Genomic DNA, 16889 nt, shown 5'->3' on the forward strand with positions numbered 1-16889 from the left:
GGCTTGTTTCATGAACCGTCCGTGCAAGGCAACCTTGGCCTTGGCGCAAAGATTGGAACGGTTATGTTGCCCGCTCTAGTAACGGGAGGGATTCATGAAAAAGCTTGCCCTGATTGTGACCGCGGCCGTTTTGGCCGCTACCGGAGCCGAAGCGCGTCAAACCCCGGCGCCCGCGTCGGTTTCCGCCGAACAGCTGACGAAGTTCGTTCAAGTGGGGCGGCTTTTGGCCGATCCGGCCAGCGGCCGGGTGCTGCGCGATAAAACTCTCGTGATCAGAGGGAACCAAGTCGTCGAGATCCGCGACGGCTTCGTAGGCGAGGGGAATATCGTCGACCTGCGTTCGGCTTTCGTCTTGCCCGGCCTGATCGACAGCCACGTCCATCTGGGCAGCGAGCAGAGCCCGAACAGCCGCCTGGACCGGGTGACGATGTCGAACGCCGACCAGGCCATGGTCGGCGCGCGTCATGCCCGGCGTACCCTGAACGCGGGCTTCACCACGGTGGCCGACCTGGGCGGCGCCAATGAGTCGATCTTCGCCCTGCGCGACGCCGTGCGGCGCGGCGACGTGCCGGGGCCGCGCATCATCGCGGCCGGTTCGTCCGTCTCGGTGCACGGCGGTCACGGCGACGCCAACGGCTATCGCGAGGACATCCTGCACGTGATGTCGAACGAGAGCGTCTGCTCGGGGGCCGAGGACTGCCGTCGCGCGGTGCGGACGCAGGTGCGCGCCGGCGCCGACATCATCAAGATCACGGCTACGGGCGGGGTGCTGTCGAACACCGCCGCTGGTCTGAACCAGCAGTTCACCCAGGACGAGCTGGCCTCTATCGTCGAGGTCGCGCACCGCATGGGCCGGCAGGTGACGGCCCACGCCCACGGCGTCGACGGCATCAACGCCTTCCTGCAGGCTGGCGGCGATTCCATTGAGCACGGCACCTATCTGGACGACGAATCCATGCGTCTGTTCAAGACGAACGGAGCCTGGCTGGTGCCGACACTGCTGGCGGGAGATTTCGTGGCGCGGGTCGCGTCGAGCCCTGACAACTTCTTCACCCCGGCCCAGACGGCCAAGGCGTTGGAAGCCGGACCCAAGATGCTGGACATGGCCGCGCGCGCGCATCGCGGCGGGGTCCGGATCGCCTTCGGCACCGATTCCGGCGTCTCGGCCCATGGCGACAACGCCCAGGAATTCGCCCTGCTGGTCCGGGCGGGCCTGACGCCGCTTGAGGCCATTCAGTCGGCCACCGTCGGCGCGGCCGAGCACCTGAAGATCTCGGGAGAGGCGGGCCGCATCGCGCCGGGCATGCCCGCCGACCTGATCGCGGTCACGGGCGATCCTTTGACCGATGTGACTGAGCTTGAGCGCGTCCGCTTCGTTATGAAGAGCGGCCAGGTCTTCCGTCAGGACTGAGGTTTCAGTTGATCCAGCAGGAAGGCGGCGAAAGCCGCCTCATCCTCGAAACGCGCGACCACGGGCCAGGGCGATACCCTGGCCCTTCTTTCCGGGGTGAGGCGCACCCAGTCCTTTTCCGTCGTCACCAGTCCTGCGTCGTAAAGGGCGGCGCGGTCGGTCAGGAAGGCGAAGTCGCGATCCGACAGTTCGGCGTGGTCGGGAAAGGGGACGAAGTCCTTCAGGTCGCACCCGGCGGCGATCAGCGACCGCTCCACCTTCCACGGCTTGGCGATGCCCGCGAAGCCGACCTGCGGTCCCGGCGGCGGCGGGCCTTCAGGCTCCAATCGGGCCAGGAAAACGGGCAGGCTGGCGAATGTCTCGAGCAATTCCGGATCGACCTCGTCCAGATCGGTCGGCAGCAGAATGATCACCCCGTCGGCGCGCGCCAGGCCCGCCTTCAACGGCTCGCGCATCGGGCCGGATGGAAAGACGGAGCCGTCGCCGAACGGCCATTCGCCGCCCCGCGTCTCGCCATCCACGACGATCAGGCTGATCGTCTTCTTCAGCGACGGGTGCTGATGGGCGTCATCCAGCACCAAGACGGCGACGCCGGTTTCGGCCGCCGCGCGGGCCCCGGCGACGCGGTCGCGAGCGATCCAGGCGGGCGAACCCAGCGCCAGCATCAGCGGCTCGTCGCCGACGTCGGCGGCCGTGTGGGCGGCGGGATCGACACGGACCGGGCCTTCCAGCCTACCGCCATAGCCGCGCGACAGGGCGGCGGCCTCGATCCCCCGATTCCGCAGCAGGCGCAGCGCCTCACGCGCCACGGGCGTCTTGCCCGAGCCGCCGACGGTCAGATTGCCGATGGAGATGACCGCCGCGCCCGGATCGACCGGCGTGGCGCGGGCGATCTTGCGCGCCGTGACGCCCGCCCACAGCCATGAGGCGGGCTTCAGCATCATCCGCGTCATCGGGGCGTGGCGGCGGTCGCGGCTATACCACCAGCGGGGGGTGTTCAGTTTCATGGGCGCCTGCGTGAAGGGGCGGCGGGCAGGTGGGTCTGAAGCGCCAGCCACAGGCGGTCCAGCCCGGCGGCGGCGGCCTCTGCAGAGCGGCGGGCGCGTTCGCCCATGTCGCGGCCGGCCTCGGGATCGGCCAGCATGGGGCCGACGACCGAGGGCAGCTCGGCGGGCGACAGGACGGAGACGAGGCCGCCCGCCTGTTTCAGCATCCGGGTCACGGCCTGCCAGTTGCTGGCGTCGGGGCCGGTGACGATGGGCTTGGCCAGCCGCGCAGGCTCCAGCGGATTGTGGCCGCCGACGGCGCCGCCGCCCAGCGCCGGGGCGAAGGAGCCGCCCATGACCACCACATCGGCCAGCCGCAGGAACAGGCCCAGTTCGCCCAGCGTATCGGCCAGGTAGATGTCGGTCTGGTCGCAGATCGGCTGGCCCTGGCTGCGCCGGGCGAAGCCGTAGCCGTCGTGGTTCAGGGCTTCGGCGATGGCGTCGGCCCGTTCCGGGTGGCGCGGCACGACGATCAGGAACAGGCGGTCGGCCAGATGATCCAGCGCGCCGACGATGGCCATTTCCTCATGCTCATGGGTGCTGGCGGCGACGACGACGGGGCGGTCGTCGATCAGGGCCGACAGGCGGGCGAACTCGCCCTTGTCATAGGGCAGGGGCTCGCCGGACAGCTTCAGATTCACCTGACCGTCGACGCGGGCGCCCAGGGCCGTCAGCCGGTCGGCGCTGTCCTGATCCTGAGGCCAGACGTGCTGGAACCCGTTCATCAGGGCGCGGGCCATGCCCGGGGCCTTCTTCCACCCTTGGGCCGTCTTGTCGGTGATGCGGGCGCTGACCAGGGCCAGAGGCACGCCGCGCTTGCGGGCGGTGGTCAGGAGGTTGGGCCACAGCTCGCTCTCGACAAAGACGCCGACATTGGGCCGCCAGTGGTCGAGGAAGGCCGCGACCGCCGAGGGGGCGTCCACAGGGGCGAATTGATGGATTACGCCGCGCGGCAGGCGCGTCGCCAGCACCTGGGCCGAGGTCAGGGTGCCGGTAGTGACCAGCACCGTCACATCGGGCCGGTCCTTGCGGATGCGCTCGGCTAGCGGAAGGATCGACAGGGCCTCGCCGACGCTGACGCCGTGGATCCAGACCAGAGGCCCGTCGGGGCGCGCCATGCCGGGCAGGCCCAGCCGTTCGTCGACGCGGGCGGGGTCTTCCTTGCCCTTGTTGACGCGGGCGTCCAGCAGGCGCGGGGCCAGCGGCTCCAGCAGGCGGGTCAGCAACTGATAGGCGATCAGGGCGGGGCTGAAGGCCACGGTCAGACGCGCTCCAGCCCGGTGAGGGCGTCGGCCCGCGCCTCGACGGCGGTCAGGCGCGCGGTCCAGTCGGCGGCGACCTCGGCCAGGTCGGCGTCTTCAGGATACCAGGCCTTGTCCCAGACGATGGCGCCTTTCCCGAACGGCAGGGGCAGGATCGCTCTGTCCCAGCTGTTCAACCGGATCGCGGGTTTGCACGACAGGCCGATGAACAGAACCGGCGCGCCGGACATCTTGGCCATCAGCGGCAGGCCCTCGGCCATCTGGCGGGCTGGGCCGCGCGGGCCGTCCGGCGTGATGGCCAGACCGCCGACCTTCAGCTGCTTCAGGCCGTCGCGCAGGGCCTGTGCGCCGCCCTTGGACTGTTTGGCCTTGTCCTTGTTGGCCGAGGAGCCGCGCACGGCGGGAATGCCCAGGCGGCCGACGGCCTTGGTGAAAAATTCACCGTCAGGGCTGAGGGAGACCAGACCCTTGACCGGCTGTGCCCGCGTCATCGGCCAGCAGACCGGCGCCAGGGCGAGGCGCGAGTGCCAGAAAGCGCACAGGACGCCGCCGCCGTCGGCCCAGACCTCTTCGGCCGCCTGTTCGTTCTCATGCGTCCAGCGGGTGGTGGCGTAACAGAACCGCATCCACTCGGACAAAAGCCAGGCGGCGGTGTTCTGGATGATCGGATTGCGGAGGGGTCTCATGCGCCGGTCTCGTCGGGCAGTTCAGCCAGCGGGGACAAGGCGATCGGATCGCTGTCCAGCGACTGCTGACGGGCCAGGCGGGCATAGAGGCCGCCGTGCGCCACCAGGGCGTCGTGGGTTCCTTCCTCGACCACGCGGCCGCCATCGATGACGTAGATGCGGTCGGCGTTCTTCACCGTCGACAGGCGGTGGGCGATCATCAGGGTGGCGCGGCCGTCCATCAGACGCTCCAGAGCGGCCTGAACCAGGGCCTCGCTCTCGGTGTCCAGCGCGCTGGTCGCCTCGTCCAGCAACAGGATGGGCGCGTCCTTCAGGAAGGCGCGGGCGATGGCGAGGCGCTGGCGTTGGCCGCCGGACAGGCGGGCGCCCGCCTCGCCCACGCGGGTGGCGTAGCCGTCGGGCAGGGCGGCGATGAAGTCGTGGGCGGCGGCGGCGCGGGCGGCCTCGACGATGTTCTCGGCGGTCGCGCCGGGGCGGCCATAGGCGATGTTGGCGGCGATGGTGTCGTCGAACAGGAAGGGCTCCTGCGTCACCAGGGCGATGTGGTCGCGCAGGGACGAAAGGCTCAGCTCGCGGATGTCGCGGCCGTTCAGCGTCACCCGTCCCGCCGTCACGTCATAGAAGCGCGGCAACAGGCTGAGGATGGTCGACTTGCCGCCGCCCGAGGGACCGACCAGGGCGATGGTCTCGCCGGGCGCGACGTGCAGGCTGACGTCCGACAGGGTCGGGGCGGACCCGTCCTCGTCGGCATGATAAGCGAAACTGACATGGTCCAGGGCGACGGTGACGGGGCCGGGGGCGACCACGGCCGCGTCATTGGCCTCGCGGATCTCGGGTTCGATGTCCAGGGCGGCGAACAGGCGGCGCGCGGCGGTGAAGCCCTCGCTCAGCACCGTCGTCAGGTTCGTTACTTGCCGCAGGGCCTGACCGGCCAGCAGCAACATGCCGATGAAGGAGGCGAAGGCGCCGACCGTCATCTGGCCCTGGCTGGCGCTCCACCCGGCGTAGGCCATGACGGCGGCGACGACGCCGTAGGCGACGATGTCGCTGGCCGGACCGGAGAAGGCGCGGCTGTCGGCGCCCTTGATGACATGGCGCTGGCGGCGGTCGATGACGGTGGAGACGCGGGCTTCCTCGGCCGCCTCGCGATTCTCGATCTTGATGACGCGAACGCCGTCCAGGTTCTCCATCAGGGCGCTGGACAGGGCCTCGGTCTCGACCATGGCGCCGCGCGCGGCCTTGCGCGACTTCTTGCCGAAGCGGCGGATGATCCAGCTGACGATAGGCACGCCCAGCAGCACGATCAGCGTCAGCGGCAGGTCAATGAAGCCCATGGCGACGATGACGCCCAGCAGCATCAGGGCGTTCTGGGTGTAGTTGACCACGCCCGAGGTGAAGGCCTCGCGCACCAGGTTGGCGTCGAACAGGACGGAGGAGACGAACGTCCCCGAATGCTGACTGCGCAGGCGCGACAGGTCGGCCCGGATCATGCCCGAGAACAGCTGCTTCTGGATGTCGCCGACGATGCCGTGGCCCAGCCGGTTCACCAGCGCCGCCTGGCCCGCCATGCTCAGCGAACGGATCACCGCCACGACGATGATGAACAGGGGAATGGCGATCAGCACCTTGTCCGCCGGGATGGTGACGGTCTTCCAGATCGTCACCGGCCCCTGATGCCGGCCGAACAGCAGGTCGATGGCCGGTTCCAGGAACTTCAGCAGCAGGGCTGTCAGGCCGCCGGATACGCCCGCCAGCAGCATGGAGGTGAAGAAGGCCGGCTTGTGTCGCGACAGATACTCGCGCCAGATGCGGACGAGCAGGGGCCGCAGCGGCTCGCGGGCGTCGGCATGGGGGGCGGGAACGGTCATCGGCCTTCGGTCGAACGGCTGAGGCGTCAAGTCAAGCGGCCGCGCGCGAGAGAGACGGCCTTGGGACGGGTGACGCCGGGTGCAAACGGCGCTATCTCGCCGTCATGGGGCGCTACGATCTGACTACGCCGTTCGGCCGTTTCAAGGCGCGCTGGTCCTATTTCTGGAAGGATCACGCCTTTCTGCGCACGGCGTTCACCAACGCCCACTGGCTGGGGCCGGACCTGGTGCGGACCAATCAGCCGTCGCCGCGCCAGTTGGCCTGGTGGAAGCGGCAGGGCGTCCGCACCGTCGTCAATCTGCGCGGCCAGAGGGACGAGGCCTATTACTGGCTCGAGAAGGACGCCTGCGAACGGCTGGGGCTGACCCTGATCGACGCGCCGCTGGATTCGCGCGATCCGCCGGGCAAGGACCGTGTGCGCAGGGCCAAGGCGCTGTTCCAGACGATGGAGTATCCGGCCCTGATCCACTGCAAGTCGGGCGCGGACCGGGCGGGAATGATGGCGGTCTTCTATCGCCACTTCCACCTGGGCGAGCCGATCTCGGCGGCGATGGAGGAGCTGGGCAAGCGCACCCTGCACAGCCGTGAGGGGCTGACCGGCGTGCTGGACTATACGCTCGAGAAATATGTCGCCGAGGTCGAACCCACGGGCGTCAGCTTCGAGGACTGGGTCGAAAGCGACGCCTATGATCCCAAGGCGATCCGCGCCGAGTTCAAGGCCGGATGGTGGGGCAAGCTGGTCGTCGACCGCCTGTTGAAGCGCGAATAGGGGTCAGCCCCAGGGGCCGCGTCCGGCGGCGGGCGGCGGGGCGTTGCGCGCCGCCTGTTCCTTCTTCCACCGCTTGATCTGACGAACTTGGTCGCGCTGGCGGGCCAGGACGATCAGCCACAGGGCCAGGACGGCGATCAGGGAGACGACGCCGAAAATCTGCTGGCCGTCCAGCGTCTGGCCGAAAAGGGTCAAGGTCTGCGTTCCCGATCAGCGGGGGTGATGGGGTCGTTCCAGGCGGTGTCTTGATCCTCGCCGGGGCGGGCGACGTGCGGCGGCCCCTTGCGCACGACCCAGACGATCGCCGCCACGGCGACAATCACCAGAAGCAGGACGATGAGGGTCGGCAGCATGGGAAATCCTGTTCATGACAAAGGCGGCTGATGAGAAAGCGCATCAGCCGCCCCTGCGGTTCCTGAACAGCGGCGTAACTGCGCCGTGAACGGTGGATCAGGCGTCGGTGCGCGGGTCGATCAGCTTGTGCGCGTGCAGGATGAAGTAGCGCATGTGGGCGTTGTCGACGGTCGCCTGGGCGCGGGCCTTCCAGGCCTTCTTGGCTTCTTCGTAGTTGCCGAAGGCGCCGACGAACTCGACCTGCGACAGGTCGCGGAAGACGGGCTCGGCCGGATGGCGCATTTCGCCGCCGATGACGAGGTGAAGCAGTTGGGGGTCGTGAGAGTCGGCCATGGAGAGGGGGTCCATTGCGGGAGGAATGTCAGATGGCCAGCGGGATAGGCGCTGTACGCCTCACGATCAACGGGTGAAGGGCCGGCGCGGCGCATATCAGGCTGGTTTGACGCGGATCGGGGCGATTAAAGCGCCACGGACGGCCCATATGGTCGCTGACCTTGGCTCCGGCTTCTTCAGCGATCAGGGCGCCGGCGCAGACGTCCCAGTCCCATTTGGGGCTGATGGCGATGGCCGCATCGAAGGCCCCCGCCGCCACAAGCGCCATGCGATAGGCTAGGGCGTTGCGCTTGGAGAAACGCATCGGCGGCCACGGCTCGTCCCATTCGCGCGCCTCCATCAGCCGGGCGTCGGCCAGAAGCTCGGCGTCCTCCAGATCGTCGGTGTCCGAGGCGCTGATGGGGCGGCCCTGAAGGCGAGCGCCGCCGCCCAGGGTGGCCTCGAACACCTCGTCCATCATCGGGGCGTGGATGACGGCGGCGACGGGGCGGCCGTCCTCGACCACGGCGATGGGCACGCACCACCACGGCTTGTTCTTCATGAAGGCGACGGTGCCGTCGATGGGGTCGACGACGAAGATGCGCTTTTTCGACAGGCGGTCCGTGCTGTCGGCCGTTTCCTCGGACAGCCAGCCATAGTCGGGCCGGGCGGTCAGAAGCGTGTCGCGCAGCAGCTGGTCCACCGCCAGATCAGCGCTGGTGACGGGCGAGCCGCCGTCCTTGGACCAGACCTTCAGCCCGGCCTCGCGGTGTTCGAGCGCCAGCCGACCGGCGGCCAGGGCCGCGTCGCGGATCAGGGCGAGGTCGGCGCTGTAATCGCTCATTTGCCCGCGATCGCTACCTTGTCGAACAGGAGGGAGGGGCTGTTGAACGAGCCGCGGAACTCCAGATCCCCGGCGCGCTGCAGGCGGGCGTAGAGCTCGATCAGATTGCCCGCCACGGTGACTTCGCTGACCGGATAGGCGCGCTGGCCGTCCTCGAACCAGAAGCCGGACACGCCCGCCGACCAGTCGCCGGTGTTGCCGTTCAGCGAGGGGCCGAACATGGAGGTGATCAGCAGGCCCGTCCCGGCCTGGGCCATCAGGGCGTCCAGATCGCCTTCGCCCGGCGTCAGGTGCAGGTTGTGGGTCGAGACGCCCGACGGCCCTGCCAGCCCGCGCGAGGCGTGGCCGGTGGTTTGCAGGCCCAACTGGGCCGCCGAGGCCGTGTTCAACAGCCAGGTGGTCAGGACGCCGTTGCTGATGATCTCGCGCCGCTCGACCGCCACGCCCTCGTCGTCGAAGGGGGTGGAGCCGAGGCCGCGCGCGCGGAACGGGTCGTCGATCAGATCGACGCCGGTCGGCAGCACGGCCTGGTTCAGATTGTCCTTCAGGAAGGAGCTGCCGCGCGCGATCGACGGGCCGGAGATGGCGCCCAGCAGCGGCGACAGCACCTGTGTCGCCACGCGGTTCTCGAAGATGACGGGAGCGGTGGTCGAGGCGATCTTGCGCGGGCCGACGCGGGCGACGGCGCGCTCGCCCGCCTTCAGGCCGATGGAGGCGGCGTCCGGCAGGTCGGACAGGTGACGGACGGCGCGGCTTTCGCCGCCGCGCTCCATGGCGCCGTCCTTCTCGGCGATGACGCCGACGCCCAGAGAGAAGGCGCTGCCGCGATGGCGGCCGTCGAAGCCGTGCGAGGTGACGAGGCGCCACTCGCTGGCTGACCATGAGGCGTGGCCGCCTTCGGATTTGGACACGCCGGAGACAGCCAGGGCCGCGGCCTCGGCCTCGGCGGCGGCGGCTTCCAGCGCCTCGGCCGAGCGTTCGGCGGGGTCATAGAGGTCGAGGTCCGCGTGCGGCGCCGCGGCCAGACGGTCCTGCGGCGCGAGGGCGGCGTAGGGATCTTCCGGCGCCAGCTTGGCCATCGCCACGGCGCGCTCGACCAGACGGGCGCGGGTCGCGTCGGACAGGTCGGAGGCGGACACCGTCGCCTGACGCCGCCCGATGAAGACGCGCAGGCCCAGATCGCGGGCTTCTTCACGCTCGACGTCTTCCAGCGCGCCGTTGCGCACGCCGACGGACAGGGAGGCGCGATGGGCGGACACGGCCTCGGCCGCGTCGGCGCCGGCCTTCAGCGCGGCGGAGATCAGATCGTTCAGGATGTCGGGGGAGGGCGTCTTATCGGACATGCCCCGATATGGCGGAGGGAAGGGTTGGCTGCAACAGCATACCCTCTCCCGGCGGGAGAGGGCTTGAGCGCACGAGAGCGTCAGCGATCGTTCTTGCGCGAAAGGGTGAGGGGCTTGTCCCGTCAGTCGGCGAAGCCGTGGCGCGACGGCCTTGCGGCCGACCTCACCCGCGAACCCTCACCCTTTCGCCTTAGCCAATCGCTACGCTCTTGGAGGCTCAAGCCCTCTCCCATCGGGAGAGGGTTACAGGATCGACCAGGCGATTAGGCTGAGCGCCGCCACCAGCAGCGCCAGCCAGGTCAGGATCATGCCGACCGAGCGGCCCAGCGACGGTCCTTCCTGGAACAGCAGGCCCAGGGCGTGGATCACCCGCCCGGCGAACAGCATCCCGCCGACCGCATGGATCAGCAGGGCCGGGGCGCCGAGGAAGGCCAGCAGGATCAGGCCGCACATCCCGGCGGGGATGTACTCGGCCGCATTGGAGAAGGCGCGGGTGGCGCAGACCAGCTCGCGCACGCCGCCGTCGCCAAACTCGACCAGATGCTGACGCCGCCGCCGCACCACCACGCCCGACAGGACGAACAGCAGCAGGATCAGCAGACCGCCCCACAGGGCGGCGGCCTGAATGGTCGGGATCAGGCTCAATTTTCACGCCCCACCGGATAGAGGCGATAGCGCTGGTCGTAGAAGGGCGTGCGCTCATAGAACCAGGCCAGACGCGCGTCGCCGTCGGCGGCGAAGGCGGGATCGGCGGCCAGCTTCGCCTCGAACTCGGCCTTCAGCGCCGGGTCGGCGGCCAGCATCTTTTCCGCCAGCGGGGCGATGGCGTAGGCCTCGATGTATTCGACGCGGTTCAGCACCTCGGGGAACATCCCCCAAGCGAAGAAGCTCTCGTTCGACTGCGGCTCCAGCAGCAGGATGGCGACGTCGCCCATTGGCTGATCGGTCGGCACGCGGACGGAGCCGACGGGGAAGGTCCAGTCGTGGGCTTCGGGCCGGACCTCGCTGACCGAGATCGGCACATGGCCTTCATTGGTCCGGCCCGACACCTTGGGATCAACGAGGCGCAGCATGTCGACGGAGACGGTGCGCGGGGCGTCCAGCACCTCCATCTGCACGCCGTGGACGCGCAGGCGCTCGATCACGTCCTGACGATAGGATGGCACCCAATAGGCGGTCGGCCGCTTCAGCGTCAGCGTGGGGTGCGAGCCATAGAAGGGCATGGGCCACAGTTCGGCGTCCGGCTGGCCCAGCCAGCGGATTTCGGGGCGGCCCGAGGCGACGCTGTCGAAGCTCTCATAGCGGATGCCCTTGAACGGGCGGGTGCGCGAGGGCGTCTCGTCGCCGTCGAAATTGGCGGGCAGTTCGGCGGGGCGCAGGGCGCGGTCGGCGGCGATGGCGGCGCGCAGGTCGCCGGACTTTTCGGCCAGCAGCTTCAGGGCTTCCTCGAGGAAGACGTAGGTGCCCAGCACCCGCTGCGCGTGCGGCTTCAGGCTGTGGTTCTCGATCAGAATGGTCGGGACGTGGGCCGCCGAACCCCAGCCGTTGGAGAAGCGCTCGCCCAGGCCGCCGTCGTTCAGACCCTTCTTCGGATCGCGGTCGTCGATGGCGAAGACCAGCTCGCCGGGAATGTGGCCTTGAGCCTCCAGCGCCTCATACATGGCGGGCTTGAAGGCGGCGTCCAGCCATGAGGCGATGGCCGGGCTGCGGCTCCAGACGCCGTCCTCGCCGTTGTAGCCGAAGGTGACGTCGTATTGATAATCGATGCCGTCGGTGACGTGGATGTCGACGTAGAGGTCCGGCTGATATTTGTGGATCAGGCCCATGGCGGCCTGCATCTCGACCTGATCCAGCTTCATGAAGTCGCGGTTCAGGTTCTGGTTGGTCGCCGTGTGGCGCCAGCCCTGGATGCGCGGCCCGCGCTGGTTGGGGCGCGAATAGGCGCCTGCGCGCTCGTGCCCGTCGACGCTGAGGATCGGGATCAGGATCAGGTTGGCGCGGTCCAGCAGGCTGTCTTTTCCGTAGAAGGCGATGTCGCGCAGCAGCATCATGCCCGCGTCCTTGCCGTCGATCTCGCCCGGATGGATGCCGGCCTGGGCCAGCAGGACGGGCTTGGACGGATCGAACGTCGCGCCGTCCTTGGACGCGATCACGGCGTAGATCGGGCGGCCTTCCGGCGAGGTTCCGAACTGCTCGATGCGGATCAGGTCGCTGGCGGCGTCCAGTTTGTCGAACCAGGCGCGGGTGTCGGCGTAGTTGGGCGAGAAGTCATGCGCCGCATCGGCCTCGAACCCCGTGACCCAGGGATCGGCGGCGCCTCGCAGCAGGGCGCGGCTGGGGCCGTCCCAGGCGGGCGCGGGCGGCAGGAAGGCCTGGTCCCACGGGGCTTCGTTGGGAACGGAAGCGGACGGGGTCTGGGACATGGCGGGGCTCGCGAGACAAACTAGGGCGGCGACGGCCGCTGTGACGAAACGGTCTAGGCGCATAGGCCCTTCGTGATCCGATCACAGCCGTCTGGCAACCCCGGCGCAGTTCGCGAGAGGCGCGTCCGGCCGCGCGTGTCGGCCGGACGCAGTGTCGTTACGCGGGCAGTTCCACGCGGTTCATGTTGCCGATGGCGCTGTTGTAGCGATCCACGACGGACTCGCGGTAGCTGTCCGAGTTGGACTGCTTGAAGTCGCGATAGGCGCCGACCATGCCGCTGAGGTTGTCGGCGATGCTGGACAGGTAGGACTTGTTGCTGTTGTCCGCCGGCATCTTGGCCTGTTCCTCGCGCAGCTTGGCGATGGCCGCTTCCATCGCCGGCAGCTGGGCGTCCGCTTCGGCCTTGTTGTCCTCCATCACCGCATTGGTGAACAGGTCCGCCTTCTGCATGGCGTCCAGCAGGCTGGCCTCGGCGGCGTGGCCTCCCTTGCGCATGGCCTCCATCTTGGCCGCGTTGCTGGCGCGCTGGTATTCGGTCAGGGCGACATCCAGTTGTTCGATGCCGGCGACGCTGCCCTGATAGGCCTGGGTCTGGGCGGCGTGGGCCGCCTTGGCCTTGGCCAGGCCGTCGTCGCGATAGGCGCGGGATTCGAAATAGGGGTCGAGCGCCTGCCACTGGGCCAGCAGGGCCTCCAGTTGCGGGATCAGCTTGTCGGCCGCCTCATCGGCCTTCTTGCCCTGATTGCCGCCGTTCAGCGCCCGGCCTTCCTTCAGCTTCGCGATCGCGCGCTCCAGGTGCGAGATGTTCTCCGGGAAGTAGAGATTCGCCGTGGCCGAGGCGTTCGGGATGTCCAGCTTCTGATAGTCGCCGAAGTATTTCGACACGCCCCAGTGGTCGTCGATCAGCGCGTTGAAGGCGTCGATGTAGAGGTTCATCTTCTCCTGGGTGGCCTCGTTGCCCGCCGCCTGGGCGACCGACTTGGGCGCCGGATTCTCGGCGTTGCCCTTGCTGTCGCCGCACGCCGAAAGGCTGAGCGCGGCGGCGAGTGCGAGCGTGGCGACGCCGGCGCTGGTGCGTGAAATCATATGGATTCCCCTAGGCCGATCAGCGCGCCCCAAGCGTCGCCGTTCCTTCGGTCGGGAAACTGAACGCCGATCAGCCATTTGGGTTCTCTGGCGAGACGAGTTTTTGCAATCGGTTCCTAAAGACCGGTTCTGCGCTTCCAGATCGGCGCACCGTCGCCGGGCAGGCCGAGGCTGTCCCAGATGTCATTGACCCGCTCGACCACGGCCTCGTCCATGCGGATCTCCTCACCCCATTCGCGCTTGGTCTCGGGCTCCCACTTGTCGGTGGCGTCCAGACCGATCTTGGACCCCAGCCCGCTTTCGGGGCTGGCGAAGTCCAGATAGTCGATCGGGGTGTTCTCGATGACTGTGATGTCGCGCGCCGGGTCCATCTTGGTCGAGACGGCCCACATGACGTCCTTCCAGTCGCGGGCGTTGATGTCGTCGTCCACGACGATGATCCACTTGGTGTACATGAACTGGCGCAGATAGCTCCAGCAGCCCATCATCACGCGCTTGGCGTGGCCCGGATAGGCCTTCTTCATCGACACCACGGCGATGCGATAGCTGCACCCCTCGGGCGGCAGCCAGAAGTCGGTGATCTCGGGAAACTGCTGGCGGATCAGGGGGATGAAGACCTCGTTCAGGGCCTCGCCCAGCACGGACGGCTCATCCGGCGGACGGCCGGTGAAGGTGGTCAGATAGATGGGGTCTTTGCGCATGGTGATCGCCGTCACCTGGAAGACCGGGAACTTCTCGACCGAGTTATAGTAGCCGGTGTGGTCGCCGTAGGGGCCTTCGTCCTCGAACTCGTCCAGCAGGACGTGACCTTCCAGAACGATCTCGGCCTGGGCCGGCACCATCAGCGGCACGGTCTTGCACGGGACCAGCTCGGCCTTGGAGCCGCGCATCAGGCCGGCGAACTGATACTCCGACAGGGTCTCCGGCACCGGGGTCACGGCGGCCAGAATGGTGCCCGGATCGGCGCCCAGAACGACGGCGCAGGGCAGGGGCTCGCGCTTACCCGCCTTCTTGTGCCGGGCGTAGTGCTGGGCCCCGCCGCGATGGGCCAGCCAACGCATGATCGCCTTATCCTTGTCCAGCACCTGCATCCGGTAGATGCCCAGATTGAAGTCGTCTTCGCGCTCGTCCGAAGGCCCCTTGGTCACGACCAGACCCCAGGTGATCAGGGGCGCAGGCTCGCCGGGCCAGCAGCCCTGTATGGGCAGGGCGGTCAGGTCGATCTGATCGCCCTTCAGCACCACCTCCTGCACCGGGGCCTTCTTCACCGTCTTGGGCCGCATGGACATGACGGTCTGGGCCAGCGGAAGCATTTCCATCGCGTCGCCGAACCCGCGCGGCGGCGTCGGGTTGCGCAGGAAGGCCAGCAGTTCGCCGACCTCGCGCAGTTCGCCCGCCGTGGTGCGCTGTTTGCCCTCAAGCGTCACCCCCATGGCGACGCGCTTCACCGTGCCGAACAGATTGGCCAGGCAGGGGATGGGGCTGATCGTGCCGTCGGGCATGACGGGCTTTTCGAACAGGACCGCCGGGCCGCCGTTGCGCAGCAGCCGGGTCTGGATCTCGGTCATCTCCAGATGGGTGGAGACGGGCTCGGACACGCGAACCAGTTCGCCGTCGGCTTCGAGGGTCGCAATGAAATCGCGCAGGGACTTGTAGGCCATGCGCTGACGCTTAGGCGGACGCGAGCCGTCTGTCACGCCGTCCGAACGCGCGATCGATCGCCACGACGACCAGCCCCAGCAGCAGGAAGAAGACCAGCAGCCCCGCGAAGTTCGCCGCCGCCCGCGCCAGGCCCAGTTCGCTGACATTGACGAACCAATAGGGCCACCAGCCCGTCATCGCCCCGTGCGCCAGGGTCCAGCCGCCGTAGAGCAGCGGAAAGGCCAGCCATTTGACCGCGTCGATCCAGCGCAGCCGCCCCTTGGCGGTGAACAGCAGCCAGTCGCCGACGAAGGCCAGGGGCATGACGGTGTGCAGCAGAGCGTCTGCGACCTTCTGCCAGCCCTGCGGATTCCATGTCTGGGCCAGCAGCAGATGATAAACGACGCCGACCACGACGATGTACATGGCGACGGCGGCCCGCACGCCCTCGCTGCGGCTCCATCGGCCCAGAGGACTGTCGGGCGCCAGCGCCGGCCCCGTCAGGGCCAGCGCCGCCAGCAGATTGGTCAGGATGGTGAAGAAGCTGAAGAAGTTCAGCGTCAGCTCGCCTGCGCTGGAGCCGGGATTGTTCCGCAGCAGCAGGCCGTATTGCAGGGCCAGGGCGCCCCAGCCGACCACGGCGAACAATCCGCGATAGAGCCGCGCCGTCATCAATAGGCCGGGGCGTCGGACACCAGCGCCCACACCGGCAGGCGCAGGGCGCGGGTGGCGGCGTCCAACTGGGCGGCGTCCAGGTGCTCACGTCCCGCCTCGACCCGGCGCAGGGCCTCGGGCGTCAGGTCGATGGCGGCGGCCAGGTCGTCGAAGGCCACGCCGCGCTGGTCGCGCCAGCGGCGGATGCGCGCGCCGACGACGGCGTCCATCGGATCAATCCCCGGAAAGCCCAGAACCGAACCCATGGCGTCCTCCTCGGCGCATGCGCCCTAGAACCGTGTCGGATCAGGCATCCTGATCCCATTGGAAGGCCTCGTCCAGCCAGTCGCCGATGCGGCCGTCGGGGCGGGCCAGGGCGCTGATCCGCGCCATTTCGTCGGCCGACAGCTCAAAGTCGAAGATGCCGAAGTTCTCGGCCGCGCGGCTTTCCTTGGCGGTGCGCGGAATGGCGATGACGCCCTGTTGGATAATCCAGCGCAGGGTGATCTGGCCGTTGGTCTTGCCGTGGGCCTTGGCGATCTCGCCGATCACGGCGTCGTCGGCGATCTTGCCCTGCGCCAGCGGCGACCAGGCTGTGATGGACGAGCCCAGTTCCCGCGCCGTCTCGATCAGCGTCTTCTGCGACAGATAGGGGTGGTATTCGACCTGATTGGTGATCAGCGGCGCGCGCGACAGGGCGGCGGCCTCGCGGAACAGGGCCGAGGGGAAGTTGGACAGGCCGATGTTCTTGGTGAAGCCCTGATCGCGCGCCGCGTTCAGGGCGCTGATGGTTTCCGCCAGCGCCGGCGTCGGCTTGGGCCAGTGCAGCAGCAGCAGGTCCGGCGTCAGGCCCAGGCTGAGGGCGGACTCTTCGGCCTGACGCAGCAGGGCGTCGTGATGGAAGTGATCGACCCAGATCTTGGTGGTGACGAAGATGTCGTCGCGCGTGACGATGCCTTCGGCCACGGCGTCGGCGATGCCGTCGCCGACCGCCTTCTCGTTCTTGTAGATCCAGGCGGTGTCGATGTGGCGATAGCCGATGCGCAGGGCTTCGCGCACCATGCGGCGGGCGTCGTCGGCCTCCAGCTGCCAGGTGCCGAAACCGAGCAGGGGAATCTCCACGCCCGAGGCGGTTACGGTCGGCTGATCGGAATAGGGCATGGGGGAGGCTCCGGTGGGACGATGAGC

18 protein-coding genes are annotated in these 16889 nt (G+C 68.4%); 2 read left to right on the forward strand and 16 right to left on the reverse strand.

Annotation, left to right across the window (positions count from 1 at the left end):
• The first annotated feature begins 94 nt into the window (after nucleotides 1–94).
• Entirely contained in the window at nucleotides 95–1411 is a 1317-nt protein-coding gene (locus tag AC3A3G_RS07170; protein ID WP_200168096.1) for a metal-dependent hydrolase family protein, read from the forward strand.
• Here the strand turns inward: AC3A3G_RS07170 and lpxK are convergent.
• From lpxK to AC3A3G_RS07190, 4 genes are read right to left on the reverse strand one after another with little or no spacing between them, the layout of a single operon-like run.
• A complete protein-coding gene (gene lpxK, locus AC3A3G_RS07175; protein WP_200215824.1) occupies nucleotides 1402–2418 on the reverse strand; it encodes a tetraacyldisaccharide 4'-kinase in 1017 nt (338 codons plus the stop codon). The two genes, AC3A3G_RS07170 and lpxK, sit on opposite strands and share 10 nt — an antisense overlap.
• Nucleotides 2415–3716, reverse strand: a complete 1302-nt coding sequence (locus AC3A3G_RS07180) for a 3-deoxy-D-manno-octulosonic acid transferase (protein ID WP_200168098.1) — start codon at nucleotides 3714–3716, stop codon at nucleotides 2415–2417. Before AC3A3G_RS07180 ends, lpxK begins: the two co-directional genes overlap by 4 nt.
• Before the next feature lie 2 nt (nucleotides 3717–3718).
• On the reverse strand, nucleotides 3719–4405 hold the full coding sequence (locus tag AC3A3G_RS07185) for a lysophospholipid acyltransferase family protein (RefSeq protein WP_200215822.1): 687 nt from the start codon (nucleotides 4403–4405) through the stop codon (nucleotides 3719–3721).
• Complete coding sequence (locus AC3A3G_RS07190; protein WP_200215820.1) at nucleotides 4402–6273, reverse strand: ABC transporter ATP-binding protein; 1872 nt, start codon at nucleotides 6271–6273, stop codon at nucleotides 4402–4404. Before AC3A3G_RS07190 ends, AC3A3G_RS07185 begins: the two co-directional genes overlap by 4 nt.
• A 104-nt stretch (nucleotides 6274–6377) precedes the next feature.
• Here AC3A3G_RS07190 and AC3A3G_RS07195 point away from each other — a divergent pair, with 104 nt between their 5' ends.
• Nucleotides 6378–7043, forward strand: a complete 666-nt coding sequence (locus tag AC3A3G_RS07195) for a protein tyrosine phosphatase family protein (RefSeq protein WP_125899992.1) — start codon at nucleotides 6378–6380, stop codon at nucleotides 7041–7043.
• Nucleotides 7044–7046: 3 nt separating this feature from the next.
• On the opposite strand, the gene AC3A3G_RS07200 is transcribed toward AC3A3G_RS07195, so the two are convergent.
• From AC3A3G_RS07200 to AC3A3G_RS07255, 12 genes are all read right to left on the reverse strand, one after another.
• The gene (locus AC3A3G_RS07200; protein ID WP_487487856.1) at nucleotides 7047–7238 is read right to left on the reverse strand and encodes a hypothetical protein; all 192 of its coding nucleotides are present in this window, start codon (nucleotides 7236–7238) and stop codon (nucleotides 7047–7049) included.
• Complete coding sequence (locus tag AC3A3G_RS07205; RefSeq protein ID WP_292056660.1) at nucleotides 7235–7396, reverse strand: hypothetical protein; 162 nt, start codon at nucleotides 7394–7396, stop codon at nucleotides 7235–7237. Before AC3A3G_RS07205 ends, AC3A3G_RS07200 begins: the two co-directional genes overlap by 4 nt.
• A gap of 97 nt (nucleotides 7397–7493) precedes the next feature.
• Nucleotides 7494–7745, reverse strand: a complete 252-nt coding sequence (locus tag AC3A3G_RS07210) for a DUF4170 domain-containing protein (RefSeq protein WP_003165766.1) — start codon at nucleotides 7743–7745, stop codon at nucleotides 7494–7496.
• A 13-nt stretch (nucleotides 7746–7758) separates the two neighbouring features.
• Nucleotides 7759–8553 (reverse strand): 3'(2'),5'-bisphosphate nucleotidase CysQ, encoded by a 795-nt coding sequence (locus tag AC3A3G_RS07215; protein WP_487487857.1) that lies wholly within the window; start codon nucleotides 8551–8553, stop codon nucleotides 7759–7761.
• Nucleotides 8550–9896, reverse strand: a complete 1347-nt coding sequence (locus tag AC3A3G_RS07220; RefSeq protein ID WP_487487858.1) for a TldD/PmbA family protein — start codon at nucleotides 9894–9896, stop codon at nucleotides 8550–8552. The genes AC3A3G_RS07215 and AC3A3G_RS07220 overlap by 4 nt, the downstream gene beginning before the upstream one ends.
• Before the next feature lie 243 nt (nucleotides 9897–10139).
• Nucleotides 10140–10541, reverse strand: coding sequence for an MAPEG family protein (locus AC3A3G_RS07225; protein ID WP_125899995.1), 402 nt, complete (start codon nucleotides 10539–10541; stop codon nucleotides 10140–10142).
• A complete protein-coding gene (locus tag AC3A3G_RS07230; protein ID WP_200168106.1) occupies nucleotides 10538–12319 on the reverse strand; it encodes a M14 family metallopeptidase in 1782 nt (593 codons plus the stop codon). The genes AC3A3G_RS07225 and AC3A3G_RS07230 overlap by 4 nt, the downstream gene beginning before the upstream one ends.
• A gap of 157 nt (nucleotides 12320–12476) precedes the next feature.
• Entirely contained in the window at nucleotides 12477–13406 is a 930-nt protein-coding gene (locus tag AC3A3G_RS07235; RefSeq protein ID WP_200168107.1) for a DUF3829 domain-containing protein, read from the reverse strand.
• A gap of 116 nt (nucleotides 13407–13522) precedes the next feature.
• Nucleotides 13523–15067, reverse strand: a complete 1545-nt coding sequence (locus AC3A3G_RS07240) for a UbiD family decarboxylase (protein ID WP_200168108.1) — start codon at nucleotides 15065–15067, stop codon at nucleotides 13523–13525.
• A 10-nt stretch (nucleotides 15068–15077) separates the two neighbouring features.
• A complete protein-coding gene (locus tag AC3A3G_RS07245; protein ID WP_200168109.1) occupies nucleotides 15078–15719 on the reverse strand; it encodes a Pr6Pr family membrane protein in 642 nt (213 codons plus the stop codon).
• The gene (locus AC3A3G_RS07250) at nucleotides 15719–15967 is read right to left on the reverse strand and encodes a helix-turn-helix domain-containing protein (protein ID WP_125900001.1); all 249 of its coding nucleotides are present in this window, start codon (nucleotides 15965–15967) and stop codon (nucleotides 15719–15721) included. The genes AC3A3G_RS07245 and AC3A3G_RS07250 overlap by 1 nt, the downstream gene beginning before the upstream one ends.
• A 40-nt stretch (nucleotides 15968–16007) precedes the next feature.
• On the reverse strand, nucleotides 16008–16862 hold the full coding sequence (locus tag AC3A3G_RS07255) for an aldo/keto reductase (protein ID WP_200168110.1): 855 nt from the start codon (nucleotides 16860–16862) through the stop codon (nucleotides 16008–16010).
• Nucleotides 16863–16889 lie beyond the last annotated feature (27 nt).

It is taken from the genome of Brevundimonas sp. Soil_N_31, from assembly GCF_057655995.1.

Bases quoted from the DNA above. Each gene is read 5' to 3' on its own strand.
- AC3A3G_RS07185 (WP_200215822.1), bottom strand. From the start codon at position 4,405: ATGAGACCCCTCCGCAATCCGATCATCCAGAACACCGCCGCCTGGCTT.
- AC3A3G_RS07255 (WP_200168110.1), bottom strand. From the start codon at position 16,862: ATGCCCTATTCCGATCAGCCGACCGTAACCGCCTCGGGCGTGGAGATT.
- AC3A3G_RS07190 (WP_200215820.1), bottom strand. From the start codon at position 6,273: ATGACCGTTCCCGCCCCCCATGCCGACGCCCGCGAGCCGCTGCGGCCC.
- AC3A3G_RS07245 (WP_200168109.1), bottom strand. From the start codon at position 15,719: ATGACGGCGCGGCTCTATCGCGGATTGTTCGCCGTGGTCGGCTGGGGC.
- AC3A3G_RS07250 (WP_125900001.1), bottom strand. From the start codon at position 15,967: ATGGGTTCGGTTCTGGGCTTTCCGGGGATTGATCCGATGGACGCCGTC.
- lpxK (WP_200215824.1), bottom strand. From the start codon at position 2,418: ATGAAACTGAACACCCCCCGCTGGTGGTATAGCCGCGACCGCCGCCAC.
- AC3A3G_RS07210 (WP_003165766.1), bottom strand. From the start codon at position 7,745: ATGGACCCCCTCTCCATGGCCGACTCTCACGACCCCCAACTGCTTCAC.
- AC3A3G_RS07230 (WP_200168106.1), bottom strand. From the start codon at position 12,319: ATGTCCCAGACCCCGTCCGCTTCCGTTCCCAACGAAGCCCCGTGGGAC.
- AC3A3G_RS07170 (WP_200168096.1), top strand. From the start codon at position 95: ATGAAAAAGCTTGCCCTGATTGTGACCGCGGCCGTTTTGGCCGCTACC.
- AC3A3G_RS07205 (WP_292056660.1), bottom strand. From the start codon at position 7,396: ATGCTGCCGACCCTCATCGTCCTGCTTCTGGTGATTGTCGCCGTGGCG.
- AC3A3G_RS07195 (WP_125899992.1), top strand. From the start codon at position 6,378: ATGGGGCGCTACGATCTGACTACGCCGTTCGGCCGTTTCAAGGCGCGC.
- AC3A3G_RS07215 (WP_487487857.1), bottom strand. From the start codon at position 8,553: ATGAGCGATTACAGCGCCGACCTCGCCCTGATCCGCGACGCGGCCCTG.
- AC3A3G_RS07240 (WP_200168108.1), bottom strand. From the start codon at position 15,067: ATGGCCTACAAGTCCCTGCGCGATTTCATTGCGACCCTCGAAGCCGAC.
- AC3A3G_RS07235 (WP_200168107.1), bottom strand. From the start codon at position 13,406: ATGATTTCACGCACCAGCGCCGGCGTCGCCACGCTCGCACTCGCCGCC.
- AC3A3G_RS07220 (WP_487487858.1), bottom strand. From the start codon at position 9,896: ATGTCCGATAAGACGCCCTCCCCCGACATCCTGAACGATCTGATCTCC.